Below are 25458 nucleotides of genomic sequence, written 5' to 3' on the forward strand. Positions count from 1 at the left end.
TTAACGATTAATCATTTTTATGCGAATGCATTAAAAATACTCAGTCCACGAACTGCAGGAAAAACATGAATAGACCCGCATCGTGATTGCTCTTACTTGTTGAATCCGCCATGGTTTAAATATAAAGCAGCTCAATCGATTGGGAGCCTCGAAAAACCTAAATAAAGATGGGTATTTCGAGGTTTCCAATTGCTTATGCTTGCAGATCAAGCAAGGAGATACGCTTAATATTCCACGGATTTTTTCGTGCTTTTAGGGGACAAAAAATAGTTATGATTCGTAACAAAGTTGCGCGTCGGCAAGATAGATCGCCTTACAAGTGTCGGGTAAAAAAGTTGCTGATCCGAGGGTCGGGGTCTGCAGCTAGCGTTTTAGGTGCGCCAATGGCAATGATGCCCTGTGCGTGTTTATCCAGCATGATGGCGCGGTCTGCAATGGTGAAAATACTGGCTAGCTCGTGGGTGACCACAATAAAGGTGGTGTGCAGGCTATGTGCTAATTGCAAAATCAAGGTATCTAACTCGGCGGCGGTGATGGGGTCTAACCCTGCTGATGGCTCGTCTAAAAACAAAACTTGAGGGTCTAGGGCCAGCGCACGGGCAATGGCGGCGCGTTTTTGCATTCCGCCTGATAGCGCACTGGGTAAAAAATCTGCATAGGCATCCAGCCCCACCAAGCGCAGCTTTAGCCTGGCAACGATTTCACGGGCGGCATCATTGAGCGGGGTATATTCTGCCAGCGGCAGCATGACGTTTTCTAGCACCGTCAGCGAGCCAAATAACGCCCCCGATTGATACATCACTCCAATACGGGCCAAGATACGCTGCCGTGTTTCGCCTTGCGCACTCATGATGTCTTCGTCGCCAATCAGTACCGCGCCTTGTTGCGCGGGCAAAAGGCCGATCATATGTTTGAGTAAGGTGGATTTGCCGCAACCTGATCCACCTAAAATGGTAATGATTTCGCCCTTGCTAACCTCAAAGCTGATATCACGCAAAATAACGCGATTGCCATAGCCGCATTGCAATTGTTTGACTTGAATAATGGCGTCTTGCATCACCAGCCCAATAAGTAGAAAACAAAAGCAAATAGGCCGTCGCTAACCACAACAGCCACAATGCTGCTCACAACGGCTTGCGTGGTGGCGGCCCCTACGGCGCTGGCTCCACTGCCCGCTTGCAAGCCCCTAAAACAACCAATCAGCGCGATTTCCATACCAAAGATGGCCGCCTTAAATAAGCCACCGGTAAAGTCGCCTAAATGCACAATGGTTGAAACGCGGCTGATATACGTTTGGATGGGGATATTAAAACTGAGCATCACAATGGCCGCGCCTACAAGGCCAATCAATACCGCACAAGCCGACAGCAGCGGGGCCATCAGCGTAGTGGCAATAATTCTGGGTAGCACTAAATAGCGTATGGGATTCAGGCCCAAGGTGGTGAGGGCATTTAATTCTTCGTTTACTTTCATGCTGGCAAGCTCAGCGGCAAAAGCTGCGCCAGTACGGCCAGCTAGTAAAATCGCCATCATTAAGGGGGCCAGCTCACGCACCAAGGATAGGCCTACTAAATCGGCAACAAATACTTCTGCGCCAAATTGACGCATGGGGATCGCCGATTGAAACGCTAAGATCATTCCCAAAAGGGCGGCAATCAGAGCCACGATAGGCAGGGCATCTGCGCCATTTTTACTGGCGGTGGCAATCACTTCTGTAATGCGTAGTTTACTGGGGGAGAGCAGCACTTGGTGCATGGCGGCACTGAGCTCGCCCAGATAGCTGATGGCGTGACGCAGCGCCGTTTTATGCTCGGCGGTTGCTTTGCCAAGGGCGGTGAGCCAGCCTATTTTCGCAGGGATAGGCGCTTGATAGAGCGGAGTTTCGACTTGAAACGCGTCGAGTAATTCGGCAAAGGGAGGGGCTAGCTGCTTGATCTTGGCTCCGCCCTGAATCAGCAGATAAAACAGCGCCACACCGGCCCCATCGCAATAGCTTACTTTGCTGGCGTCTACTTCACAGACACCCAGCTTGCTGGCTGGGGCCCAGAGAGGGGCAACCGTCTGGGCGTCTAGGCGGCCAGAGAGTTGGATTGTGTGGTCTGTGGGGTTGATTTCGAGTTGAGTCATCAGTGTTGAAGTTGTTCAGCCAGCAGGCGGCTGGATTCAACCAAGCGGTAAAGAAAGCCGGTGCGATCTAGGCTATGGCTAGGTTTACGCCAGCGCAGCATCACATCGGCCAGTTGGCGAAAGGCATGGCTGGATTCTGCGTCAGGGAAAGCATCCAGCACCGTGCGGCCTAAGCGCCCTGCTCTTTGTAGTTTTTCGTCTTCTGGCACATAGCCAATCAGCTTCATTTGCGCTGCATCGCCTAAATATTGTTTGGCGACGCTTTTAAGGCGGTTAAAAATAAGCCCCGCCTCGGTAATGGTATCGACGCGATTCACTAACACTCTAAATTCACGCCTTGCGTATTCTGTGCTGAGTAATTTAATGGTGGCGTAGGCATCGGTTAGCGATTCGGCGCTATTAGAAACAATCACCATTACATCATCTGCCGCCAAGCTGAGGCAGGGCACGCCATGGCCGGCGGAGGGGCGAGTATCGAGTAGCAAAAATTCAACATATTGGGTGAGTTGCTCAAACTCGGCGGATAGCCAAGTTAACTCTCGCTCATTTAGGCTGCTTAGCACCGTCGCTTTAGCGCAGATAGGCAGGATAGAAAAACCTGCATCGGTGGCCAGCAGGGTATCAGCAAGGGTCACTTCGCGGCGTAGTACATGATCTAGCTCGTGCTTTTGCTCTATGCGCATGCGATGGGCCACATTGCCCATGCCGCTAAATTCATCCAGCAGAATGACCTCACGATTGCGCTCGGCCAGCGCTGCGGCTAGGTTAATGGCCAACGTGGTGGTGCCACTGCCGCCACGCCCGCCATTTAAGCTGATGCTGCGGCAGGGGATGGGGGCAATCATGGCCCGTAGGCCCGCTGCCTGATCGGACCACAGACTAGCCACGGGAATGGCTCGCATGATTCATATTAAAATCGAGCGGATTATCCATGGTGCCGCCTTGCGATCCCATATAGAGCGGGAACTCATCAGGCTTTAAGGTAAAAGCGCTATTTTGCGTTTCAGCCCTAAAAGCGCGGTCGACTAAGTAAGACACATTGGCACGGTGCAAGTCTTCTGGCACACGCTGGCCATTGGTTAAAAAGTGCAAGCGCAGCTTATGCCGAATCGCCACATCAAGGCAGCCGCCTAGATTCATGGCTTCGTCGAGCTTGGTAAGAATACATCCAGCTAAATGGGTGTTGCGGTAGCGGCGGGCTACATCGTCTAGCGTGCCGGTTTGGGCATTGGCCGCCAGCAGCAGCAGGGTAGAGACATTGTCTTCATCAAATAGCGCCAGTTGCTCGCTGATGCGTTGATCACGTTGGCCCATGCCGACGGTATCGATCAGCACTAAGTGCTTTTCGCTTAGATCGGCGAGGGTAAATTGCAGATCGGTTTCGTCTTTGACTTCGTGCACCGGCACACCAATAATGCGGCCGTAAATGCGCAGCTGATCGTGAGCACCAATCCGGTAGCTATCGGTAGTGAGCAGCGCTACCGAATCTGGCCCGTGCAGTAGGGCGCAACGCGCTGCCAGCTTGGCCACCGTGGTGGTTTTGCCGACGCCAGTGGGGCCGATGAGGGCATACACACCGCCACGGTTAATTAAATCATCGTCGGTGGTAGCGGCGGCTAAATTATGCGTGAGCGCGGCTTTAACCCAGCGCATACCTTGATCAAGCGTCATTTGCGCAGGCATTTTTTCGACCAGCTGACGTGATAAGGCGGGGCAAAATCCAGCGGATAGTAATTGGCGTAGCGCTTCTAGTTTTTCGGGGGCGTGACGAGATAACTCTCCCCAAGCCATGCCCGCTAATTGGCTTTCTAATAAGCCGCGCAATAGGCGGATTTCCCGTGCAATTCCATCCATGGCTTCTTTATCAGCAGGATTTTGTGCCACGGGTGAGGCGTCATCTTCAAAACTAAAGGTAGGTAAGGCGCGTTCTGGCGCTGGGCGGCGTGGTGCTGGCGTGGCAGCCCGTGGCGGGGGGCGGCTGGGGCGCGGCTGCTGGTATTCTGGATTACTATCTAGCGGTAAGGGGGCTTCTACTCGCTGTGATGCGGCGGGTGTGCTGCGGTTGCTGCGCAGCACCATAGGCTCATCGTGCACGATGTGATCGGTACTTGGCTCTGTATCGTCGTCATCAGGAATGGCGTAAGAGCGGGCGAGCGCCTTACTAATCGGTGCAGCGGCTTGGGCGCTTTGCAGCAGTTTTGCGCCATTTTGCGCGCCACGGCTGCTGGGGGCGGGGCGTGGCTGTGCTGCAACACTTTGGACATTGGTGAGGGAGGCTACATCGGCATCGGCTACGGCCATGATCTCTATCCCGCCACCGGATACTTGGCGGTTTGATAGGATCAGCGCGTCTGGGCCAAGCTCATCTCGAACTTGGCGCAGCGCATCACGCGTCGTTGCTCCGTAGAACTTTTTTACGACCATATCCAGTTGCCGTCTGAAAACACGAGTTATCCTTATGCATTGCGAGCAATGCGTATTTTGGGTGTTAGTTTAAGCTAACGAAAAATCAAAAAGATCGGTAAGCATACAGAAGAGGCACATTATGTGCGCCGCAAAAGGCGACTTGTTTGTTCTGACTTGAGTAAATAGCCATTCGTAATGTTGATTTTTATGTTTTAAGCATATTGAGTGGCTAATTAATTATTTATGATCTTGTTATAAAAAGACAATTATTTTTAGCTTATCTTCCATTTAAAGCCTTTCTGTATTGCTGTCGCTGCTTGCTGAACTGTAAATGCTGTTTACATTAATGCATCTGGCGCTAGAAATAATGCACTGTTATTGAGCTATAAGGCGTATTTAGTTTTAAGACCAAGCAAGTAGTTAAGTTTAATTTGCACCCAGCATCCCTACAATTCGAATGGTTTTGCTATCGGGTATCTCGGTATGCGCAATCACACGTAATCCGGGAATAGAGCGGCGTAAAAAACGGCTCAGCATAGGGCGTAGCTGGGCTGGGGCGATTAATACTGTGCTTAAACCTTGTTGCTCTAATTGATCAGATAATTCAGAAGCTTGTTTGAGTACGCGCTCCGCAAGGCCTGGTTCTAATCCACCTTGTGCATTACCCGATACGGCAGAGAGCAGAATATTTTCTAATTGTGGCTCTAAGGTCACAACTTGCAATTCATTTTCACCAGGAAATAGCTGGTGAACAATCGCTCGGCCTAATGCCACCCGCACTGCGGCAGTAAGCTCGTCAATATTTTGGGTACGAACAATGTGTTCAGCCAGTGTTTCTAAGATGCTACGCAAATCGCGGATATGCATCCCTTCTTCGAGTAAATTCTGTAAAACTTTTTGCAAAGTGCCAACGGGAATAATTTTGGGCACTAAGTCTTCCAATAATTTAGGCGCTTCCTTGCCAAAATGCTCCAGTAATTGCTGGACTTCTTCGCGGCCTAAAAGCTCGGCGGAGTGGCTTTGTAAAATATTAGATATATGCGTTGCCACTACGGTAGCGGCATCCACCACCGTATAGCCAAAAGCTTGTGCCTGATCACGCAAGGTGGCATCAACCCAAACGGCGGGCAGGCCAAAAGTTGGATCTTGGGTTGGTGTGCCTGGTAGTTGGCCAATTGCGTTGCCGGGGTTAATGGCGAGCCATTGGCCAGCAAACGCTTCACCGGTGCCTACATCCACGCCTTTGAGCTGGATTCGATATTGATTTGGCTTGAGCTCTAAATTATCGCGGATATGCACTGAGGGCACTAAAAAACCCAATTCTTGGGCAATTTTTTTACGAATGCCGCGAATCCGGCGGAGTAGTTCGCCGTCTTGGTTACGGTCTACCAAGGGAATCAGCCGGTAGCCTACTTCTAGGCCAACGGGATCAACGGGCTGTACATCGTTCCAACTTACTTCTTGTAAAGGGGCGGCGGGTGCGGCGGCAGGGCCTGCGGCTCCCGCTTGGCCGGCTGCGGCTCCTCCCCCTGCGGCATTAGCGCCTTGTAGCGCGAGTGCGGTTTTCTTTTGATCCAGCTGCCAGCCTATTCCCGCCAAGATGGCGGACATCAGTAAAAACGCGGTGTGTGGCATGCCGGGGATAATCCCCAAAATGCCTAATACCGCTGAGGTAACATAAAGCACCTGCGGCTGTGAAAACATTTGCCCTAAGATTTGCTCAGATAAATCTTCGCCATCACCCACTCGCGAAACCACAATACCGGCCGCAACCGAGATAATCAGCGAGGGAAGCTGGGCGACCAAGCCATCACCAATGGTCAGCAGGGTGTAGGTTTTGCCTGCTTCGGCAAAGGGCAAATCGTGCTGTGCCATGCCCACAATCAAGCCGCCGATGATATTGATCACCATGATCATAATCCCAGCAACCGCATCCCCACGCACAAACTTAGAAGCACCATCCATAGAGCCAAAGAAGGTGGCCTCGAGCGAGATCTCGGTACGGCGGCGGCGTGCGTCTTCTTCACCAATCATACCGGCGTTCAAGTCGGCATCAATCGCCATTTGCTTACCCGGCATGGCATCAAGGGTGAAGCGGGCAGATACTTCAGCAATCCGCCCAGCACCCTTAGTAATCACCACAAAATTAATAATGGTGAGAATAATAAAGCCGACCACACCCACGGTTAAATTATCGCCAATCAGCACGTGGCCAAAGGCTTCAATCACCTTACCCGCCGCATCTGCACCGTTATGGCCTTCGGTGAGCACCAGCTTGGTAGAGGCCACGTTGAGCGATAATCGCAGCAGCGTAGTGAACAGCAAAATGGTAGGGAAGCTAGAGAACTCGAGCGGCTTACGGGTGTAGAGCGCCACCATCAGCACGATGATGGAAATAGCGATATTAAAAGTAAAGAATAAATCGAGCGCAATGGCAGGCAGCGGCAGAACCATCATGCCGAGAACCATTAACACCAGCGCGGGGCCAGCGAGTTTGCTGTAATTAAAAGTGCGCCACATAGGGCTTTAAATTCTCTTTATTTGATTCAAAAGCTGGGGGAGAGGATTTCATCCCCTATCCTTTCGTAGGGCGGGTTTCACCCGCTCTGCGCGATTTACCGCTGTCCGGCGGCTGAATGAATCTTAGGCTTCGCCACCTGGGTCTAGATCACTAGGTACAGGGAGGTCGGTGGAAAGATTGGGCTCTTCGCCTCCAAAATTTTGCCAATGCTTAAGCTGGTAGATATAAGCCAGTACTTCTGCGGCAGCAGTATACAACGCGGCAGGGATCTCTTCCCCAAGTTCAGCATGGTGGTATAGCGCACGGGCAAAAGGCGGGGTGCGGACAATCGCTACTTTATGCTCTTTGCCCAGCTCAATAATCCGCTCTGCTAGCAAAAAAGCGCCTTTAGCCACAATCTTGGGCGCGCGCATGGATTCGGTATATTGTAAGGCCACGGCAAAGTGCGTCGGATTGGTGACAATCACATTGGCCTTAGGAATCTCGCTCATCATGCGCTTTCTGGCAGCTTCGTGCTGCAACTGACGAATCTTACCTTTAATTTCAGCCGAGCCCTCGGCATCTTTACCTTCTTGCTTCACTTCTTCTTTGGTCATGCGCAAGCCCTTGTAATAATCCCAGAGCTGATAAGGCGCATCAATCGCAGCCAAAATGGCTAAAGAGCTAATCACCAGCAGTAGGGTGTGTTGAACCATTTTCCACATATAGGGCATGCCTATTTCGAGTGGCATGGTAATCAGCTGGATAAACTCTTCTCTTTGCCCCCACAACACCCACGCCGCCACGCCGCCAATAAGACTGGATTTAAGAATGGTCTTTGTCATTTCAACGATGCTTTTCAGCGAAAACATCCGGCCTATCCCATTCATGGGATTCATGCGGGCAAAGTTAGGCGTTAAAGCTTCAATGGTAAATAACCAGCCGCCGATCAATACTGGCGTGATAATCGCCATCAGGGCGCAGGGCAAAATAATCGGTAGGCAAGCCATTAAAGCTTTTTGCGCTGAGCCAGTAAAATGCAGCAGCATTTGATTCGGGTCGCTAATGGTGGTTCGACTAAAGCTAAGTTCGGCAATAAAAATAGCTTTTAAAGTGCCGAGTAACTCAGGCCCAAGCGAAATCAGCATGACGATGCCGGTCATTAAAATCGAGAATGTTGCTAATTCTTGTGAGCGTGGGATCTGCCCTTTACCTCGCGCTTCTTCTAAGCGCTTACTGGAGGCGGGCTCCGTGCGTTCTGCGTCTGAATCTTCAGCCATTATTTAATCCTCGCTGGCCGATGAAAAGATAGACCAATTTATTGGGTGCACAGAAAAAAATCCGGCCAAGTCCAAGTTTACTGTGATTTATTCAGGCTGGCACTGCAATTGCTTAATCAAGTGCTATCAGCAATAAGCCCGTATCGAGGAGCCTCGTCATGGCGAGCAATCTCACTGTTTTAGCCAGCGCCCAAACTAGCCGGTCAACTGACTCTCGTTCTTCCGTCTCGATGGGGGCAGAGCCTGCTGCTGGGCAAACATTTGCCAAAACTCTGGAGCGGGAAGTTAACTCTCGCCAGGAAGGAAAATCGGCTGATTCTGACAAACCAGTGCCCGCAACAGAAAACACCAGCGAAGACGAGCAGAAAGCCCAAGCAAGTAGTGCGCAAGCGGCCCAGCCGTGGTTGGCCATGCTACAAGTGCAAGCGCTCTCTCAAGCCAACGCGTTGACTCATGTTGCTAAAGCGGATGGTGATACAGGCTTTGTGAAGCTGGATCTGACTAAGCTCGGCAAGGGCTTATTAAGCGGCGAAGCGGGTGAAGGTCAGGACTTAACTGCTTTGGGGCAGTCTGATTTAAATCCTGCTCAGGCTTTGGCTAGTAATATTGATGCGGCAAAATTTGCCTCTTTACGGCAGAAAACGGCCGGTGACGCGAGTGCATTTACCGCGCCAGAAAAAGATTTTGCCGCTCTGTTGGCCACATCCAAAGAAAATACACCGCTACTTAAGCCTGAAGCTGCCCCCGTGGTGGCCTTGCATACTCCTGTTGCAGAGGCTAAACCCGCAATGCCTACGCACGTTGCAGAGCCGGTGGGTAGCTCCCGCTGGGGTGATGCCGTGGCGCAGCGGGTATCGATGATGTTGCAAGATAAACATCAGCAGATTGATATGCAGCTTAATCCACCGCATCTTGGCCCAATGGAAGTGCGTTTAACCATGTCGGGCGAGCAGGCGAGTGTGGTGTTTAGCTCGCAACATGCTTCGGTGCGTGAGGCGCTTGCTGCGGCTACACCTAGGCTAACTATGTTGCTGGCTGACCAAGGTATTCAGCTGAGCAATGTGCAAGTGGCTTCTGATTCATTAAATCAACACGCCCAGCAACAGGCGCAGCAGCAAGCTAGTAGTCAACAAATGGACCAGCAGCATCAATCTAGATCAAGGCAATTTACGGGTAATTTGGCAGACAACTATAGTGAGGGGCTACCGCGTGTGATGACTGATGTTCACCTGCCTGTGGCGCGTAGCGGTTTAAATCTTTATGTTTAAACGGGGCGCCTCTTGTTAGGTTTGCAGCAAGACTAGCGCCTTACTCTCTGTTTGTTAATGCTTTTTAAGCTATAATCACATCACTTAATTCCAAAGCCAGCGCCCCTCGCATTTGATTGGGGCGCTTTGCTCTGGTTTTCAATTTTATTTTTTATAAAATATTTCAATCCATTCAAGGTGATGTGATGTCTGATGCCAAAGTGGAAGCCGCGCCTAAAGCGAAGAAAAATATTCTTTTATTTGCCGTGATTGGCTTATTAGTGGTCTTGTTAATCATCGTGGGTGGTGTGGCCGCCTTTTTGCTGACAAAAAGCAGCGATCCTGCTGCCGATGAAGTGGCGGCAGAAGCCACTGCACACGACGACGCAAAAAAGAAAAAGAAAGATCATAAAAAGAAAGAAGAGCACGCTGCTGTTTTTGAAAAATTGCCCCAATTTACGGTGAATTTACATTCAGAAGATGGCGATGGCATTTTGCAGACTGATATCTCTTTAGAACTGGGTGATCCAAAACTAGCTGAAAAAATTAAAAGTTTGTCACCTAAAATTCAGGGACAAATTAATAAGCTATTACGCGGAAAAACCATGGCAGAAGTAAAGGCCCCCGATGGTACGGATAAGTTGGGTAAAGAAATTCGTGAAATTGTAAATAAAATTTTAGGCGCAGAGAGTGAAGAAGAAGGGGTTCTCTCGGTTAATTTCACATCATTTATTGTGCAGTAATTTAATGTAATGATTTTTATGCTGGGTAGATGGTGTATTTACCCAGCATCAGCGTATGTGTTGTAGTTATAAATATCTACAGCCCAGCCGGGTTGAATACAAAATATATTAAATAACGGGTAAGAGTTTATCCGGACTAAGGATCATGGCAGACGATATCCTTTCTCAGGAAGAGGTCGACGCGCTACTGCGTGGTGTGACCGGTGAAGAAGATTCTTCCGACGAAGAGGTCGATGCTTCTGCTGTTCGCGATTATGATATTGGTCGCCAAGAGCGCATTGTGCGTGGGCGGATGCCTACGCTTGAAATTTTAAATGAGCGCTTTGCACGTAATTTACGTGTGGCTCTATTTAACTTTATGCGCCGCAATGCTGAAATCTCTGTTGGCCCCGTTCGGGTGCAAAAATATAGCGAATTTATTCGTAATCTGGTGGTTCCTACCAATTTAAATTTGATTCAAATGAAGCCGCTGCGCGGAACGGGATTATTTATTTTTGATCCTGATTTTGTGTTTTTAGTCGTGGATAATTTATTTGGCTCGGATGGCCGTTACCATGTTCGGGTTGAAGGGCGTGATTTTACCGCCACCGAGCAGCGGATTATTCAGCGCCTCTTAGAAGTGGTTTTTGAAGAATACGAAAAAGCTTGGCAGCCGGTATTCCCCTGTGAATTTGTTTACGTTCGCTCTGAAATGAATACCCAGTTTGCCAATATCGCCACGCCAACTGAAGTGGTGGTGGCGTATACCTTTAAAATTGAATTGGGCGCTGGTGGTGGGGATTTCCATATCTGCTTCCCCTATTCAATGATCGAGCCGATTCGCGACGTGCTCTATAGCACGATGCAGGCCGACCGGATTGAGGTGGATAATCGTTGGACCACCTTAATGCAAAAGCAAATTCAGCATGCTGAGGTGGATTTGGTGGCGACGTTGGGCAATGCCAAGGTGACTTTAGGCGAGATTCTAGAGTTGCAGCTTGGGGATATTATTTCTTTAGATATTCCAGAGGCCATTATTGCTGCGGTAGATAATGTGCCCGTATTGGAATGCAAATACGGCACTCTAAATGGGCAATATGCTCTAAGGGTGAGCAAAGTATTGGGGTCCGCTGAGGCACTAACGGGGAATGAAACAGAGGGCCAATTAGATGCCGACAGCAGCGAATAAATAGATTAAGTTTTAAGCTGTTCATTTAATCGCAAATAAAAATAGTTAGCCAAGGTAAATTGACCGTGGCTGATGCAAATGCTAAGCCAATGAGGGTTTTGTAGTGGCTGATGTACATAGTAAGCCAATGAGGGCTTTGTAGTGGTTGATGAAAATAGTAAGCCAATGAGGGTTTTGTAATGGCTGATGAAGATGAAATGGCAATGGATGACTGGGCTGCGGCCCTTGCCGAGCAAGAAGTAGCCGATGCAGCGGTGGCAGCAGCCCCTGATGTGCAGGCCGCTGATATTTTTCAGCGTTTTGATGCAAGTACACCTATTGCGAATGCACCTAGCAATATAGATATGATTTTGGATATCCCTGTTTCACTGACTGTGGAGCTGGGGCGGACTAAAATTGCGATTCGCAGCTTGCTGCAATTGGCGCAGGGATCAGTGGTAGAGCTGGATGGGATGGCGGGTGAGCCCATGGATGTGCTGGTGAATGGCTGTTTAATTGCCCAAGGTGAAGTGGTGGTGGTGAATGATAAGTTTGGTATTCGCCTCACCGATATTATTACCCCAGCAGAGCGTATTCGCCGCTTACATAAATAGTTTCGGGCATTATCAATAGGCCCGCTGCCCTGTGTTTTTAGGGGGCTAGCGGGCAATTTATACTTGCAGTGCTTCACAAAACTTCATTACAAACACATGCCTACACGATTATCGTGAGAGTTTATGAAATATCTACGCTGCAAAGTGCTGTTTTTTTTCTGTTTTATGTTTGCTAGCTGTTTACCTGCTCACGCAAATGCCTCTTCCCCTGTTACCGCTCCCGTTTCAAGCTTAATGTCCGTGGCTCAAGTGGTGCTGGCATTGGGTTTTGTTGTTGCCCTGATTGTATTTAGTGCTTGGCTAGTGCGTAGGCTCTCTTTAATTCCTATGGGTGCAAAAGGTCAGGTGCTCAAGGTGGTAACAGGGGTAATGGTAGGGGCTAAAGAGCGGGTCGTGGTGGTGGAAGTAGAAGGCCGCTGGCTGGTGCTGGGTGTGACGGCTAGTTCAGTTAATTTATTACATAGCTTGGATGCGCCTGAGCAAGTTGAAACTGTGGTACCTCAGGCATTTTCACAGCAATTTTCTGCCAAATTGGCCGCCGCTTTGCAAAGGACACCACGTTGAAACGCTTGATGATGGCCCTCTTAGTGATTTTATTTGGCTTAGGCCTTGTCAGCGTAGCGGGTGCTGCTGATCCAGGTATTCCTTTTATGACCGCCAATGCGCAAACGGGCGGCACGCAATATAGTTTACCGATTCAAACGCTATTGTTTCTAACTGCAATTAGTTTTTTGCCTGCAATTTTATTAATGATGACGGCATTTACCCGTATTATTATTGTATTATCTTTATTGCGCCAAGCCCTTGGCACAATGCAAGCCCCGCCTAATCAAGTGATTGTTGGCTTATCTTTGTTTCTCACTTTTTTTGTAATGTCACCGGTATTTGATAAAATGTATCAGGTGGCTTATCAGCCTTATGCAGAGCAAAAAATAGGTTTTAATCAAGCGGTAGAGAAAGGCGTGGTGCCATTAAAAGACTTTATGCTTAAGCAAACACGGCAAAAAGATTTGGCGTTTTTTATTGAGCTATCTGGCACACAAAAACCGAATGGCCCAGATGATGTGAGTTTACGAACCTTAGTGCCCGCCTTTGTAACTAGCGAGCTTAAAACTGCATTTCAAATTGGCTTTATTGTTTTTATCCCCTTTATTATTATTGATTTTGTGGTGGCGAGTATTTTAATGGCCATGGGGATGATGATGGTTTCCCCAGTTATTATTTCACTGCCCTTTAAGTTGATGCTATTTGTTTTGGTGGATGGCTGGACGCTATTAATGGGCTCGCTTGTGCAAAGCTTTTACGTTTCAGGATAGCTATGACGCCAGAAACCGTTGTTACCGTGATTCAAAGAGCCATGGAAGTCATGGTGCTACTCGGTGGGCCATTATTGCTAACCGCGCTGGTGGTGGGCTTAGTGGTGAGTATTTTTCAAGCTGCTACACAAATCAATGAAGCCTCTTTATCTTTTATCCCCAAGCTATTGATTACTTTTTTGGTGTTTGTGCTGATTGGCCCTTGGATGATTGAAACGGCTATGGATTACACCATTCGCCTATTTCAAAGCATCCCGCAAATGATAGGCTAGGGGTTAGCGTGAAGGATATTTGGACCGTTAGCCAAGCGCAAATCGATCTCTGGTTGGGTATTTTTTGGTGGCCATTTTGCCGCATCTTTGGATTTTTATTATCTGATCCATTTTATTCTAGTAAAGCGATATCAGTAAAAGTACGCGTGGCCATTGCTATCTTTTTGTCTTTAATTATTGCCCCAGTATTACCTGCTATGCCACAGGTGCAGATTGTTTCCCCCGAGGGGATTTTAATCGTGATTAATCAATTGCTGATTGGTATTGCAATTGGCTATGTGGTGCGAATTATTTTTTCTGCCATGGAAATGGCAGGGCATTTATCTGGTCTACAAATGGGCTTGGGCTTTGCTTCTTTTTATGATCCTCTGCATGCTACTAGCGTACCAATTGTGGCACAGTTTTTAAGTTTAATGACTATTTTGATATTTTTGGCTTTAAATGGCCATTTATTGGTGCTGCATACTTTATTAGATAGCTTTAATACCCTGCCCATTCGAGTACAGCCTATTTCTGGGCTGGGTTTTAAAATGTTGGCGGATTATGGATCATTAATTTTTCGCTACGGTGTGTTGCTTGCTTTGCCGGTGATTGGCTCCTTGCTGGTGACCAATTTGGCGGTAGGGGTGATGACGCGCGCAGCACCGCAGCTGAATGTGTTTGCGGTGGGCTTTCCTTTGATGATGGGGATTGGTTTAGGCGCGATGTATTTATCGCTACCTTATATGCCCGCACATATTGATATTATGTTGAGCGAAGGATCGCGCTTCGTGGTTAAAATGTTGACTGCGTTTGCTGGCAAGCCCTAAAGCCAGTTACTTGTTAGCTTTGCGGCATAAGTTTTCCTGATTATGTCTCTTGCTCATTTTTTGTCGTTTGTCTGAGCATATCAACATGAATAGAGTTAACTCGTAGGGGCGCTGCTTGCTGCGCCCTCGCTGAACAGGGCGCAGCAAGCAGCGCCCTTGGCCTACATGTCATATATGGCTTTGTTTGAGCAAGAGGGATAATCAGATAAGTTTTTCTGATTATGTCTCTTGCTCAATGAGCTCTGTGCAGATGGGTTTCTTAAGTGTTGGGCTTGGTTTTTGAATGTGTAGGGCGGGTGAAACCCGCGAGCCATGCTGAAGAAATACGCGGGTTTCACCCGCCCTACGATATTTATAATGAAATTGAGCAAGAGACATAATCAGGTAAGTTTTTACCTATCAAGCCCGTAGATTTTTACAATAATTCCCGAGCACTTTACTCGGGTATTCTCAGTGTTATAATCTTACCCATCAGAGTTAATTTTTTTGGAGTTATACCCCATGACCATGGCGATTGCCGACGTGCAAAACACGGTGGATACCCGCAATATTGCGATTAATAAAGTGGGCATTAAGTCCATTCGTCACCCAGTTAAAGTAGCGGATCGTACCGATGGCGTGCAGCACACTATCGCCATGTTTGATATGTATGTGTTCTTGCCTAAGCAATTTAAAGGCACACATATGTCGCGCTTTGTGGAGATCTTAAACAGCCACGAAAAAGAAATTTCGGTGGATTCTTTTGAAACGATTCTGCGCGAAATGTGCCAGCGTTTAGAAGCAGATTCCGGCTATCTGGAAATGCGTTTTCCTTATTTTATTAATAAAATAGCTCCGGTTTCCGGCGTACAAAGCTTGATGGACTACGACGTTACCCTGATTGGCGAACTTAAAAATGGCGTATTTGAGCAAAAGCTAAGGGTATTGGTTCCAGTCACCAGCCTATGCCCATGTTCGAAAAAAATATCAGCTTATGGTGCGCATAATCAACGCTCACACGTAACCGTGACGGCCACACTGGCGAAAAGTGTCTGGATTGAAGAAATTGTGGCACTGGTTGAAGCCGAAGCCTCTTGTGAGCTGTATGGTCTGCTTAAGCGCCCAGATGAGAAATTCGTGACTGAACGCGCTTACGACAATCCTAAATTTGTAGAAGATATGGTGCGTGATGTAGCAGCGCGTGTAGATGCGGACCCGCGTGTGAGCGCTTATGTGGTGGAGTCAGAAAACTTTGAATCTATCCACAATCACTCTGCCTATGCGCTGATTGAGCACGATAAACACGCAGTTTAAGCATCACTGCGCCTGATAAAGCCCCGGCAACGGGGCTTTTTTCAATTTGCGGGAGCAGCAATGTACATTATTTTGATTGGCTATTTATACGTGGTGCTGATGTTTTCTGCGGTGGCAGGCAGCATTGCTAAAGGCTTGACGATATTTTTTATTTTTGGCTTTTTGCCAACCATGCTGATTATCTGGTTAAAGCGTGGTAAACAAATCGTGAAAGAGCGTAAGCAGGAAGAAGAGAATGAGTAGGGGCACGGCATGCCGTGCCCTTTGGCTCTATTTTAGCAAGGACACTTACTGATTTTGCCTGCACCTGGAAAGCGAGCCTCTAGGCAGTAGCGATAAAATTCATCGCGGTTTTTAGGCTCGATCTCTGGGTGATGCTCGCGCATATGCAGCAAATACGCATCGTAATCGTGGATGCCTACCATCAGGCGGCAGGTTTGCACCACGCGTTTAGCGTTGTTTCTGAATGCTGATCCTGGCTGTAAAAACTTAAGCATGGCTGGCCTCCGTGGCTAATGGTCCACCTACTTCATGCACCGATATTTCTTTATTATTTAGGGCCTTGCGGATCTGAATAATGGTCGCAACCAGCATGGTGATCGCAACCAGCATAAAGAAGCTGCATAGCACCGCGTTGATCTGGTTATTGAAGACAATTCTTTCCATGTCCGCAATGCTTTTTGCTGGGGCCAGCAGGGTGCCGTCATGAATGGCATTCTTAAAGCGATTTGCCTGTGCCAGAAAGCCTATTTTTGGGTTTTCATGGAAAATCTTTTGCCAGCCTGCCGTCATCGAGGTAATAAACAGCCATACGGTGGGTAGTAGAGTAACCCAAGCATAGCGCTGTTTCTTCATTTTAAAGATCACAACCGTGCCCAGCAGCAGCGCCATCGTGGCCAGCATCTGATTGCCAATACCAAATAGCGGCCACAGGGTGTTAATGCCACCCAGTGGATCGGTTACGCCTTGGTAAACAAAGAATCCCCAGCCAGCAACGGCTACGGCGGTGCCGATTAAATTACCGACCCATGATTGGGTTTTAGCTAAGCCAGGAATAAATACGCCTACGGTATCCTGCACCATAAAGCGGCAGGCGCGAGTGCCTGCGTCTACAGCGGTCAGAATAAAAAGTGCTTCAAATAAAATAGCAAAGTGATACCAAAAGCCCATCATGGCGGTGCTGCCGGTAATGGTGCTGATGATATGGGCCATGCCAACCGCAAAGGTTGGCGCGCCACCGGCTCGCGATAAAATCGAATGCTCGCCTACATCTTTAGCAATTTGCGTGAGGTATTCTGGCGTAATCACAAAGCCCCAGCCATTAATCACGCTTGCTGCGTGCTCTACAGTAGTGCCGATCAGCGCCGCTGGTGAGTTCATAGCAAAGTACACGCCAGGGTCGAGTACCGACGCGCAGATCAGCGCCATGAGCGCTACAAAGGATTCCATCAGCATGGAGCCATAGCCAATCAGGCGGATATGGCTTTCTTTTTCGATGAGCTTAGGTGTGGTACCGGATGCCACCAGCGCATGAAAACCAGAGATCGCGCCGCAAGCAATGGTAATAAACAAAAATGGAAATAAGCTACCAGCAAACACGGGGCCGCTGCCGTCAATAAAGCGGCTTACCGCAGGCATTTTTAGCTCGGGCGCGGCAAATACAATCCCTACGGCTAAGCCAGCAATGACGCCAATTTTTAAAAAGGTAGATAGATAATCACGCGGAGCCAGCAGCAGCCACACGGGTAAAACGGAGGCAATAAAGCCGTAGATAATCAAGGCCCATGTTAGCTCGGTGCCACGCATGGTAAACAGTGGTGCCCACTCTGGGTTGGCCGCAATATCACCGCCATACACAATGGCTGCCATCATCAGCACAAAGCCAATCAGCGAGATTTCGCCAATACGGCCAGGGCGGATATAGCGCATATATACGCCCATAAACAGCGCAATAGGGATGGTGGCGGCAATTGAGAACACGCCCCATGGGCTTTCAGCCAAGGCTTTAACCACCACCAGTGCCAGTGCAGACAAGATGATAATCATCACGCCCAGCGCACCCAGCATCACAATCACCCCAGCAAAGGGGCCAAGCTCTTGCTTGGCCATCTCACCTAGGGAGCGGCCATCGCGGCGGGTAGAGATAAATAATACTAAGAAATCCTGCACCGCCCCAGCCAGCATCACGCCAACCAAAATCCAGATGGTGCCAGGTAAAAAGCCCATTTGAGCGGCCAAAATAGGCCCAACTAAGGGGCCAGCACCGGCAATGGCGGCAAAGTGGTGGCCAAACAGCACCCATTTATTGGTAGGTACATAATCTAGCCCATCGTTACGACGGTAGGCGGGCGTAAGGCGGCTATCGTCGAGTTCGAACACCTTTTCGGCGATAAATTTAGAGTAAAAACGGTAAGCAATGCTGTAGCAGGAGATGGCGGCCAGCACCAGCCAGACGGCATTCACGTGTTCGCCTCGGCTTAAGGCCAGCATGGCAAACGAGAATGCACCACCCAGTGCAACCAGCAGCCAGACTCCCCATTTTTTAAAATGATTCATAGCCTTCCCTTGTTAAAACTATTTTGTTTTAAATGTGCTACAGAGGGTTTTAAAAACGTCTCCGTTCAATAAAGATAGGGCGTGCTTGAAAAAATAGTCGCTACATAGATTTGATATATAAGGAGAATTGTTTAAAGCACAACGCAGTCTTATGATGAAAGATGAGTTTTTTGAAGTTCCCTTACGTTCTAAGACGATGATGAAACGATGTAAGCCACCCGCCCATAGGTGCTTTCCCTAGGTGTCAGCTATTTGCTGATGTTTTCTAAGTAAATGCTGAGTTTTGTTTTAAAACGAAGGCCGCGCCCTGCAATCAATGGGCAGGGCGTAATCAGTTTTCCTGATCATGTCTCTTCTCAAACAAAGCCATGTATTTTCCGTAGGGGTGCTGCTTGCTGCGCCCTGCTCAATGAGGGCGCAGCAAGCAACGCCCCTACGGTTTATATCCCTTCATGTCGATCATCTCAGGTAAACGACAGGAATAAGCAAGAAGAATAATCAGGTAAGTTTTTTGCGGGGGAGGGGGCAGACGCACTACGCCGAATAGAATTCATTTCAAAGGTGCAATGCGCTTTTGCTGAGCAAGGTAAGCGTTGTATGTAGAGCTGCTAGTTACTTGTAAGCCGTAGCTGGCCAGCGCAAAGATTATTGATTTCTTGTAGCAAGTTGGCAGATTGATCTTGCGGCAGTTGCAGCTGTAAAAGTGCTTCAACATTGCTGTAGTTCACGCCTAATACCTCCCCCCCATGTTGTGCAACAAAGCGGCGAACGCGGCCTTCTTCGCTAAAAGGCAGGGCGATTTTAAGCTGGGTTTGGGCGATGCTGGTGATGTATTCGGCTTCTAGCAGGGCGGTGGCAATAGCGTCGGTATAGGCGCGGGTTAGCCCGCCAGCGCCAAGCTTTATGCCGCCAAAATAGCGCACTACCACTCCTAAAACGCCTTCTAGGTGCTTGTGTTGCAAGACATTCATAATCGGCTTGGCCGCCGTGCCGGATGGCTCGCCATCGTCATTCATGCCCGATTCCCCACCCGCCAGTAGCGCCCAGCAAACATGGCGGGCTTCGGGGTGTTGTTTCCAATATCCATCCACCAGCGCCAGTGCCTCCGCGCGGCCAGTAACGGGATGGATATGGGCAATAAAACGGCTTTTTTTAATGATGATTTCTGCAGAAACCGCAGTGGCAATAGAGGTCGTCATGGGGGTATTTTAACAGCTTCCTAAGGGGGCAGGTTTTGTGTGCCCACGCGTCATGTCATAGAGCATTGCCACGCGTGGGCACAAAATCGTGCCACCCTACATTATTTCAACTCCCATCAAGGTTTCACAATTTCTAGCTTGCCTGCCACACCTCGGCCTTGCTGGGCGCTGTACATGCCTTGTGCGTAAGGCGCAGGGCTGGTGAAGACTCCCGCGTGGGTGGCACGTAGGCGGTAGACAAAGGTGGCGGCGTCTTTGCTGATGTTGCCGTACAGCACGATTCTGTCGTCGCGCATATCAAGATAATCTGGCCGCCAGCTGGATTGCTTTTCTCCCAGTGGGGATTGCCAAGCTGGGCGCTGTGGCGCTTCGCCTTCTCCCTCGCCTTCTGTGCTGGCTTGAGCGGGGGCTTCTTCCTTAGGCGATGGCACGATTTCTACCCCGCCTGGTAATAGCTCAACAATGGCCATTTGCGCGCTGTTTTGCTCAGCGCGCAGCCGTAGGCGTACTAAAAACTCTTCGCCAATTTTGACTTTACTAATGGCTTTACCCGCAATATCGGTGTATTCGCGGATGATTTCCACCCCCTGCTTAATGGCTGCCTTGGGTGGCTGCTTATCAAAGCCTGCTTCGCTGAGTAGATAAAAGCCGGGTAGGGCACCTTCTTTGCCAAAGCGTACTCTGTGAGCGGTGTTTGAAAGCAGCGCGGTGTTGTCTAGCTTGCTGATCTTGCCGCCTTTATCCACTTCGTCCAGCGTAAATACCCCTGCATTATTGCTATAGGCCTCCAGCCCCAGCATTAAATACGCGGCAGAAAGCGAATGGTAGTTTTGGCCGCTGATGGCGTTGCCCAGCTGCGCCAGCTCGGCGGAAGGCACGCTGCTGAGCTGCTCTTTAAAGTGGCGCGATAGCAGATACAGCCGCTGAGCATCGTGTACCAGTGGGCTGTAGTAATTCTCGCCGCTGCTGGGTGGGGCTTTAGCAATCATCAGCCACGGCACGGTTTTAAATAGCTTGTTGGCTAAAGAATCTTGTTTAAGAAGCTTGTAGCTGGCAGCTAAATAGGCGGCGGTAAGGTCTTGTTGCCAGACTTTAGCGTGGTGCGCTTCCAGCTCTTGTTGTAGTGCTGCAATCATGCCGCTGGTCATTACGCCTTGACGGCTAAGCAGGTAAATAGCGTAGGCCCGCTCTCTGGCTTCACTTAGGTTTTCGCTGCTGCCAGTGGCGAGGATTTCTAGCCAGCTATTGGCGCGTTTGAGCATATCGTCGGATACCGGCAAGCCGCGCTCTTTGGCTTCAACTAAATAATGCACGGCGTAAACGGAAGCAAAGCGCGAGATATCAGGATTGCTAGCCCATAGGCCAAAGCTGCCGTCATCATTTTGCCGCTCGGCCAAGGTTTGCTTTAGATTGCTAAATACTTTCTGCGTTTTGTTGCGATCTAAATTAGGCAACAGCAGGGCAGGGAAGCCCTTACTGATGGCTTGCTCGGTGCAGCTATAAGCGTAGTTTTCTAGATACACCGCCAAGCCCTGAGCCCAGATTAAGGGCGAGCCAGCCACGCCCGCACTGACCTTTCGATACTCCTTAAATAAGTCACGGCTTAACGCCACTTCCTGCGTGGCATTATCAAAGCGGCCCACGCTTAGCTTGGTGGAGTAAGGCACAGCGGGGCGAATGCTAACGGCATCTCTGGCTATGCCTTGCTTGCCACCACTGCTGGCGGTAAAGCGTAACCCGCCCGAGCCAAGCACGCTGTTGGCGCGCAGGCGGAACTCTGTGCTGGCTTCACGCTGGCTGGCGATATTCAGTGTTTGTTGGGCGGGCGAGAGTAAAGTAAAGGCCGCATCCGCATCTAGTTTTAGCTGCACGGGGGCAGTGCCTGCTGCGCGTAGATTATTAAATACCCCTAAGCTCACGGTAAATTCATCGCCGGGGGCAAGGGTATATGGCACATTGGGGCTAAGGATTAAATCGCCGCGCACCTCGCTGCCGCCTTCAAATACGCCGATTTTATCTGCCGTTACCGCCACGGCCATCAGCCGTAATTTGCCGTTAAAGGTATCCGGCACGGTGTAACTTAGCGTTTTGCCCTGTGGCCCCACGTCGATCAGCCCAGACCACCACGCTACGGCGGCTTGGCGTTTGCGTTTAAATGGATTGAGGTGTTTGCCAAGCGCACCCGCAGCATCCCCGCCGGGGGCTGCACCTTGCATTAGTCTTGCAAATTCTGGCAGGATTAAGTCTAAAATCTGGCTGGTGCGTACATCTAAGGCACGTTTTTGGAAGAAAAAGTCTAGCGGCTTAGGCGTGCTATAACGCGCCACTTGCAAGATACCTTCGTCCACCGCAAACACCACCACGCGGGCATCTTGATTGCTGCTGACTTTCATTTCAAGCTTTTGCCCCGGTTTGACCTCTTTGGCGGTGGCGATTTTGACATCGAGCTTTCTGGCATCCAAATTCACCGCAAACGGCACAACGCCGTAAGAAAGCGGGCTCATATAGACTTCATCACTGCTTGGGCTGCGGATAAACTGCACCGAGATATAGCCATTGCCTTCAAAGTCTTTAGGCAGGGTGATTTTTTGCACCGAGCTGGTGGTATCTGCCTTAAACCAAACGTGGCTATAGACTTTATCGCGCTCTATGGTGATCAGCCCCGCGCCGGTGTAGGGCGCACGGATATTGACTTCGATCTCTTCACCCGCCTTGTAGTCTTTCTTATTTAAGGTGAGTTGCAGCTCGGCATTACGCTCTAAGGAGCGGGCGATATTGGCCGCGCCCACCACGGTGTATTCGATACGGTTTAGCTCTGCACCATCTGGCCCTCTCAGCACCAGCGCAAAATCGCCCGGCTCGGCAGTTGGCAGCGTTAGATTGCTGCCTCCAGCGGGCAGGCTAAGTGGCTTGCTATCGCGGTTGATTTCCTTTTTACGCGATTGATATTTGAATGTGCCATCGGGCTGCTTCACCAGCACTGACACATATTTGCGCTCCACCCAATTGACGGTGAGCTGCTCAGCCAGCATCGGTTTGAGATCTGGGCCAAGCGCCAGCCAGTGCGCGGCGCGTTTGGCATTGCGCTGGATATACGTCAGCTCGCCATCGCTTTTTACCCCAATTAAATACGGGGCGGATGACACCAGCACGGCACTTTCTGCCGCCACGCCACGGCCACTGCCCGCTTCAAAAGCACGGGCGGTGAGGTGCAATTGGTAGGTGGATCTGGCAAAGCGCGCCAGATTCAGATTCAGCTCCGCGTCACCCTGATCGTTGCTGGTGGCGCTGGGCAGTGCGTCTCTAAACGGCTCTTTAAGCTGGCCCGCCTCGCTGAAGCGATACTGGGCAAAGGCGGCAAAGGTGGGCACGCTAGGCGTTAAAATCATCTCGCCCTCTACCCGCCGCCCGCCTGCTGGGCTACCAAATAAGTGCATGACTTTTACATTGGCCTTGATCTCTTCCGGCTTAATCCAGCCGACGACGGGCGCATTGCTCAGCGTGGCGCTGACTTTCATCCGATCTGGCTCAAACTCTTTTACCTTGATGCTGCCACTGCCAATTTGCTCGTGATCGTTCTTGCCTTTGATAAGGTAAACACCAATCTGATAATCGCCGGTGGCCGCGCTTTCACTGCTGGCAAAATCAATGCTTTCAAAGCCAGCGCTGCTGAGCTTGATTCTTTCTTTTTTGACGACTTGCCCACGCGGATCGGTGATTTCCATTTCTAGCGGCAGGCCCGCTAAACTGCCCGCCCAATTGGCGCTGCGGGTAATGCTGTGGATATGCGCGGTTTCGCCCGGGCGATACATGCCGCGATCAGAAAACACAAAGCTGGATAATTGCTGCGCCGATGTCGCATTGGCCAAGCCGCCAATATCAAAGCGCGATAGATTCAGCTGCCGATCGTAGCGATTCATCGGCAGAAACGACACATCGTCACCCTTGCTGACTAAATACATCAGCGGTGCTTTTTCGCGGGCTAAGTCTTTAAGCGCAGGCAGATGCGCACGGCCACTGTTGTCCGTTTGGCTGCTGGCCACGGTAAGCCCGTTGCGGCCTATCACCTCAATTTTTGCGCCATCCACCGCATCGCCGTTAGATATGGACTGCACAAACACATCATTGCTGCCATCCACGGCGGTTTTGGCCAGCACGCCTAAATCAGAGACCAAAATAAAGCGGCTATCGCTGGTTTCCTCATCACGGTTTTTAGGGTGCTTGGGGTCAAAAGGCGTGAGCTTCAGCATAAATACGCCGCGCCGATTCCCTGTTTTATCCGCCAGATAGCGGCTTAGATCGATGCTGTCGTAATAAGGCTTGCCCGGCTCGGTGGCAGGCAGGGTGCGCTCTTCGGTAAAGCGCTCAACGAGAGTATCTAAATACTGATCGGCGATCTCGGGCTTGGCAAAGTTGCCGCTGCTTTGGTCAACCAAATGGTGCAGTTGGTTAGGCAATAAGCGCCCTACTTCAATCCGCACCCCAGGCAAGCCACGCGCCACAAAGGCGATTTTTTTATCTGAAGCCATAGAAAGCAGCGCGCCATCGGATAGCAGCTTCACTGCCTTAGGGTAAGGCGCTACCTGAAACACACGGCTCATGATCTTGCCAGATTGATAGCCGCCAAACGCCTGCACACCGGCATCCACCTGCAAAAACACCGAGCGCCCAACAGGGGCGGAGAAGCGCCAGCTATGCATCGTGCCAAACTCATCGGCGGCGGGGAGGGGTTTGAGCGCTAGCTCTGCCGTAAGCTGTGCCTTGCCAACCTGACTGGCCCCCCATTGATACACCCCATGCTGATCTTCTTTAGGCGTATTGGGCGGGTATTCTGGCAGTAGCCAAGCATGCACTTTGCCTTTAAGCGCCGCCTCAGATACCGGCACATTGCTGGACATCATCACTACTTGTTCTGGCTCGTAGCGCTCGTTATCGGCCAGCAGCATTTGCACATTATCAAAGCGCAGGCTGTAGAGGCCCGGCACGCTGATCTTGCTGTCTAAATCTGCATCAAGTGCATTGCCACCTTGGGCCGCTTTTGCGCCTTTTGCCAAAGTGAGCAGAATATCGCTGTCTTCTTTAGGCACGGTCAGTGGGGCGGAATGAATAAACGCGTTCAGCTTGGCTTTATCAAAATTAATTGAATAAGGCGGCACTTTATCGCTTTGATAGCTCAGCCCACCGCCAAGCTTTAGGCTGATGTTTTTTTGAATGCTGGCAGGGTCAACCGGATGGCTAAAGTGCAGGGTAGCGACTAATTTTTTAAGATTGGCATCCCTCGGGTCTTGGTAAAAACGTGCCTCGGCCACATTGGCGGCAAAGGGCGCGGTCTTGAAGGTAAAACTATATTCCTCAAGCTTTACGCTTTCTGCCAGCAGGTTTTTTTTAGCCAGCGAGACTTCAAACTCCGCATCCACCGGCCAATCGGCCTTGGGCTGAAACACCAGTTTTCTATCGCCTTCCCAAACCCAGCTACCCGCCATAGCAGGGGAGAGTTTTACGCCATCCCCTGCTGGCTTATCAATTTGCTTAAGCGGCGCAGTGGATTCGTTGAATTCCACCACCAGTGGTAGCGGCTGTGGCCGATCTTTATCGTCATAAGGCGTTAAGGCTGGGGCCGTTACCACATAGCTCACCCGCTGCGGCTTAGGCTGAGCCTGATACCAGCGCCAGCCCATTGTTCCACCTGTTGCCAGCAGCGCAAAAGCCAACACAGCAATCCCCGCCTGCTTGGGCTTGGCCCGCATCCAGCGCATTGCGGCTTCTAGCCCCAGCGCCAGCTTTTGCAACCAGCGCGGCGCCTGCCAGTTCACCTGACCAAAGAGAAAGGTGAGCACAAAAGCTGCGGCACGGTGCAGCCATTGCCAGAGGGGCAAGGCGAGTTGCAAAAGTCGTTTCATTATTGCTGCTCTTCAGGCAAGGATGATGTCAGTATATATGCAGGCAGCG

At 50.1% G+C, this 25458-nt stretch carries 20 protein-coding genes; 10 read left to right on the plus strand and 10 right to left on the minus strand.

The features are described 5' to 3' along the window. Nucleotides 1-313: 313 nt before the first annotated feature. The 6 genes from R6242_RS09820 to flhB all read right to left on the minus strand — a co-directional run bounded on the left by R6242_RS09820 (nt 314) and on the right by flhB (nt 8313). Nucleotides 314-1057, minus strand: a complete 744-nt coding sequence (locus tag R6242_RS09820; RefSeq protein WP_318426274.1) for an ABC transporter ATP-binding protein — start codon at nt 1055-1057, stop codon at nt 314-316. Next, on the minus strand, nt 1057-2127 hold the full coding sequence (locus R6242_RS09825) for an ABC transporter permease (protein ID WP_318426276.1): 1071 nt from the start codon (nt 2125-2127) through the stop codon (nt 1057-1059). The genes R6242_RS09820 and R6242_RS09825 overlap by 1 nt, the downstream gene beginning before the upstream one ends. Beyond that, the gene (locus R6242_RS09830) at nt 2127-3029 is read right to left on the minus strand and encodes a MinD/ParA family protein (protein WP_318426278.1); all 903 of its coding nucleotides are present in this window, start codon (nt 3027-3029) and stop codon (nt 2127-2129) included. Before R6242_RS09830 ends, R6242_RS09825 begins: the two co-directional genes overlap by 1 nt. Then, complete coding sequence (gene flhF, locus R6242_RS09835; protein ID WP_293938295.1) at nt 3007-4551, minus strand: flagellar biosynthesis protein FlhF; 1545 nt, start codon at nt 4549-4551, stop codon at nt 3007-3009. The genes R6242_RS09830 and flhF overlap by 23 nt, the downstream gene beginning before the upstream one ends. Nucleotides 4552-4959: 408 nt before the next feature. Beyond that, nucleotides 4960-7053: a flagellar biosynthesis protein FlhA gene (gene flhA, locus R6242_RS09840; protein ID WP_318426281.1), complete on the minus strand. Its 2094-nt coding sequence runs from the start codon at nt 7051-7053 to the stop codon at nt 4960-4962. A gap of 123 nt (nt 7054-7176) precedes the next feature. Further along, a complete protein-coding gene (gene flhB, locus R6242_RS09845) occupies nt 7177-8313 on the minus strand; it encodes a flagellar biosynthesis protein FlhB (protein WP_318426283.1) in 1137 nt (378 codons plus the stop codon). 158 nt (nt 8314-8471) lie between these two features. Here flhB and R6242_RS09850 point away from each other — a divergent pair, with 158 nt between their 5' ends. The 10 genes from R6242_RS09850 to R6242_RS09895 all read left to right on the plus strand — a co-directional run bounded on the left by R6242_RS09850 (nt 8472) and on the right by R6242_RS09895 (nt 15997). Next, nucleotides 8472-9581 (plus strand): flagellar hook-length control protein FliK, encoded by a 1110-nt coding sequence (locus tag R6242_RS09850; protein ID WP_318426285.1) that lies wholly within the window; start codon nt 8472-8474, stop codon nt 9579-9581. A gap of 185 nt (nt 9582-9766) precedes the next feature. Then, nucleotides 9767-10303 carry a flagellar basal body-associated protein FliL gene (gene fliL, locus R6242_RS09855; RefSeq protein ID WP_318426287.1) on the plus strand — a complete coding sequence of 179 codons (537 nt, stop codon included), beginning with the start codon at nt 9767-9769 and terminating at the stop codon, nt 10301-10303. A 145-nt stretch (nt 10304-10448) separates the two neighbouring features. Beyond that, a complete protein-coding gene (gene fliM, locus R6242_RS09860) occupies nt 10449-11471 on the plus strand; it encodes a flagellar motor switch protein FliM (RefSeq protein WP_293938305.1) in 1023 nt (340 codons plus the stop codon). Nucleotides 11472-11650: 179 nt separating this feature from the next. Further along, nucleotides 11651-12064, plus strand: a complete 414-nt coding sequence (gene fliN, locus R6242_RS09865) for a flagellar motor switch protein FliN (RefSeq protein ID WP_293938307.1) — start codon at nt 11651-11653, stop codon at nt 12062-12064. A 123-nt stretch (nt 12065-12187) separates the two neighbouring features. Then, on the plus strand, nt 12188-12628 hold the full coding sequence (fliO, locus tag R6242_RS09870) for a flagellar biosynthetic protein FliO (protein WP_318426290.1): 441 nt from the start codon (nt 12188-12190) through the stop codon (nt 12626-12628). Further along, nucleotides 12625-13380, plus strand: coding sequence for a flagellar type III secretion system pore protein FliP (gene fliP / locus R6242_RS09875; RefSeq protein WP_318426292.1), 756 nt, complete (start codon nt 12625-12627; stop codon nt 13378-13380). The genes fliO and fliP overlap by 4 nt, the downstream gene beginning before the upstream one ends. Before the next feature lie 2 nt (nt 13381-13382). Beyond that, complete coding sequence (gene fliQ / locus R6242_RS09880; RefSeq protein WP_130106695.1) at nt 13383-13652, plus strand: flagellar biosynthesis protein FliQ; 270 nt, start codon at nt 13383-13385, stop codon at nt 13650-13652. Nucleotides 13653-13660: 8 nt separating this feature from the next. Continuing rightward, nucleotides 13661-14461 carry a flagellar biosynthetic protein FliR gene (fliR, locus tag R6242_RS09885; RefSeq protein WP_318426294.1) on the plus strand — a complete coding sequence of 267 codons (801 nt, stop codon included), beginning with the start codon at nt 13661-13663 and terminating at the stop codon, nt 14459-14461. Nucleotides 14462-14962: 501 nt separating this feature from the next. Next, nucleotides 14963-15754, plus strand: coding sequence for a GTP cyclohydrolase FolE2 (gene folE2, locus R6242_RS09890; RefSeq protein WP_293938316.1), 792 nt, complete (start codon nt 14963-14965; stop codon nt 15752-15754). Nucleotides 15755-15814: 60 nt separating this feature from the next. Then, nucleotides 15815-15997: a hypothetical protein gene (locus R6242_RS09895; RefSeq protein ID WP_318426296.1), complete on the plus strand. Its 183-nt coding sequence runs from the start codon at nt 15815-15817 to the stop codon at nt 15995-15997. 32 nt (nt 15998-16029) lie between these two features. Here R6242_RS09895 and R6242_RS09900 read toward each other — a convergent pair whose 3' ends face one another. The 4 genes from R6242_RS09900 to R6242_RS09915 all read right to left on the minus strand — a co-directional run bounded on the left by R6242_RS09900 (nt 16030) and on the right by R6242_RS09915 (nt 25409). Further along, complete coding sequence (locus tag R6242_RS09900) at nt 16030-16251, minus strand: YbdD/YjiX family protein (protein ID WP_318426298.1); 222 nt, start codon at nt 16249-16251, stop codon at nt 16030-16032. Next, on the minus strand, nt 16244-18310 hold the full coding sequence (locus R6242_RS09905) for a carbon starvation CstA family protein (RefSeq protein ID WP_318426300.1): 2067 nt from the start codon (nt 18308-18310) through the stop codon (nt 16244-16246). The genes R6242_RS09900 and R6242_RS09905 overlap by 8 nt, the downstream gene beginning before the upstream one ends. Before the next feature lie 608 nt (nt 18311-18918). Continuing rightward, on the minus strand, nt 18919-19509 hold the full coding sequence (locus R6242_RS09910) for a YigZ family protein (protein WP_318426302.1): 591 nt from the start codon (nt 19507-19509) through the stop codon (nt 18919-18921). Nucleotides 19510-19625: 116 nt separating this feature from the next. After that, nucleotides 19626-25409 carry an alpha-2-macroglobulin gene (locus R6242_RS09915; protein WP_318426304.1) on the minus strand — a complete coding sequence of 1928 codons (5784 nt, stop codon included), beginning with the start codon at nt 25407-25409 and terminating at the stop codon, nt 19626-19628. Nucleotides 25410-25458 lie beyond the last annotated feature (49 nt).

The sequence above is a fragment of the Iodobacter sp. CM08 genome (assembly GCF_033446605.1).
Taxonomy (GTDB): Bacteria; Pseudomonadota; Gammaproteobacteria; order Burkholderiales; family Chitinibacteraceae; genus Iodobacter.

Bases quoted from the DNA above. Each gene is read 5' to 3' on its own strand.
- flhA (WP_318426281.1), bottom strand. From the start codon at position 7,053: ATGTGGCGCACTTTTAATTACAGCAAACTCGCTGGCCCCGCGCTGGTG.
- R6242_RS09900 (WP_318426298.1), bottom strand. From the start codon at position 16,251: ATGCTTAAGTTTTTACAGCCAGGATCAGCATTCAGAAACAACGCTAAA.
- R6242_RS09825 (WP_318426276.1), bottom strand. From the start codon at position 2,127: ATGACTCAACTCGAAATCAACCCCACAGACCACACAATCCAACTCTCT.
- R6242_RS09910 (WP_318426302.1), bottom strand. From the start codon at position 19,509: ATGACGACCTCTATTGCCACTGCGGTTTCTGCAGAAATCATCATTAAA.
- R6242_RS09820 (WP_318426274.1), bottom strand. From the start codon at position 1,057: ATGCAAGACGCCATTATTCAAGTCAAACAATTGCAATGCGGCTATGGC.
- R6242_RS09830 (WP_318426278.1), bottom strand. From the start codon at position 3,029: ATGCGAGCCATTCCCGTGGCTAGTCTGTGGTCCGATCAGGCAGCGGGC.
- fliN (WP_293938307.1), top strand. From the start codon at position 11,651: ATGGCTGATGAAGATGAAATGGCAATGGATGACTGGGCTGCGGCCCTT.
- R6242_RS09915 (WP_318426304.1), bottom strand. From the start codon at position 25,409: ATGAAACGACTTTTGCAACTCGCCTTGCCCCTCTGGCAATGGCTGCAC.
- fliO (WP_318426290.1), top strand. From the start codon at position 12,188: ATGAAATATCTACGCTGCAAAGTGCTGTTTTTTTTCTGTTTTATGTTT.
- R6242_RS09905 (WP_318426300.1), bottom strand. From the start codon at position 18,310: ATGAATCATTTTAAAAAATGGGGAGTCTGGCTGCTGGTTGCACTGGGT.
- fliL (WP_318426287.1), top strand. From the start codon at position 9,767: ATGTCTGATGCCAAAGTGGAAGCCGCGCCTAAAGCGAAGAAAAATATT.
- fliM (WP_293938305.1), top strand. From the start codon at position 10,449: ATGGCAGACGATATCCTTTCTCAGGAAGAGGTCGACGCGCTACTGCGT.
- R6242_RS09850 (WP_318426285.1), top strand. From the start codon at position 8,472: ATGGCGAGCAATCTCACTGTTTTAGCCAGCGCCCAAACTAGCCGGTCA.
- flhF (WP_293938295.1), bottom strand. From the start codon at position 4,551: ATGGTCGTAAAAAAGTTCTACGGAGCAACGACGCGTGATGCGCTGCGC.
- fliQ (WP_130106695.1), top strand. From the start codon at position 13,383: ATGACGCCAGAAACCGTTGTTACCGTGATTCAAAGAGCCATGGAAGTC.
- R6242_RS09895 (WP_318426296.1), top strand. From the start codon at position 15,815: ATGTACATTATTTTGATTGGCTATTTATACGTGGTGCTGATGTTTTCT.
- flhB (WP_318426283.1), bottom strand. From the start codon at position 8,313: ATGGCTGAAGATTCAGACGCAGAACGCACGGAGCCCGCCTCCAGTAAG.
- folE2 (WP_293938316.1), top strand. From the start codon at position 14,963: ATGACCATGGCGATTGCCGACGTGCAAAACACGGTGGATACCCGCAAT.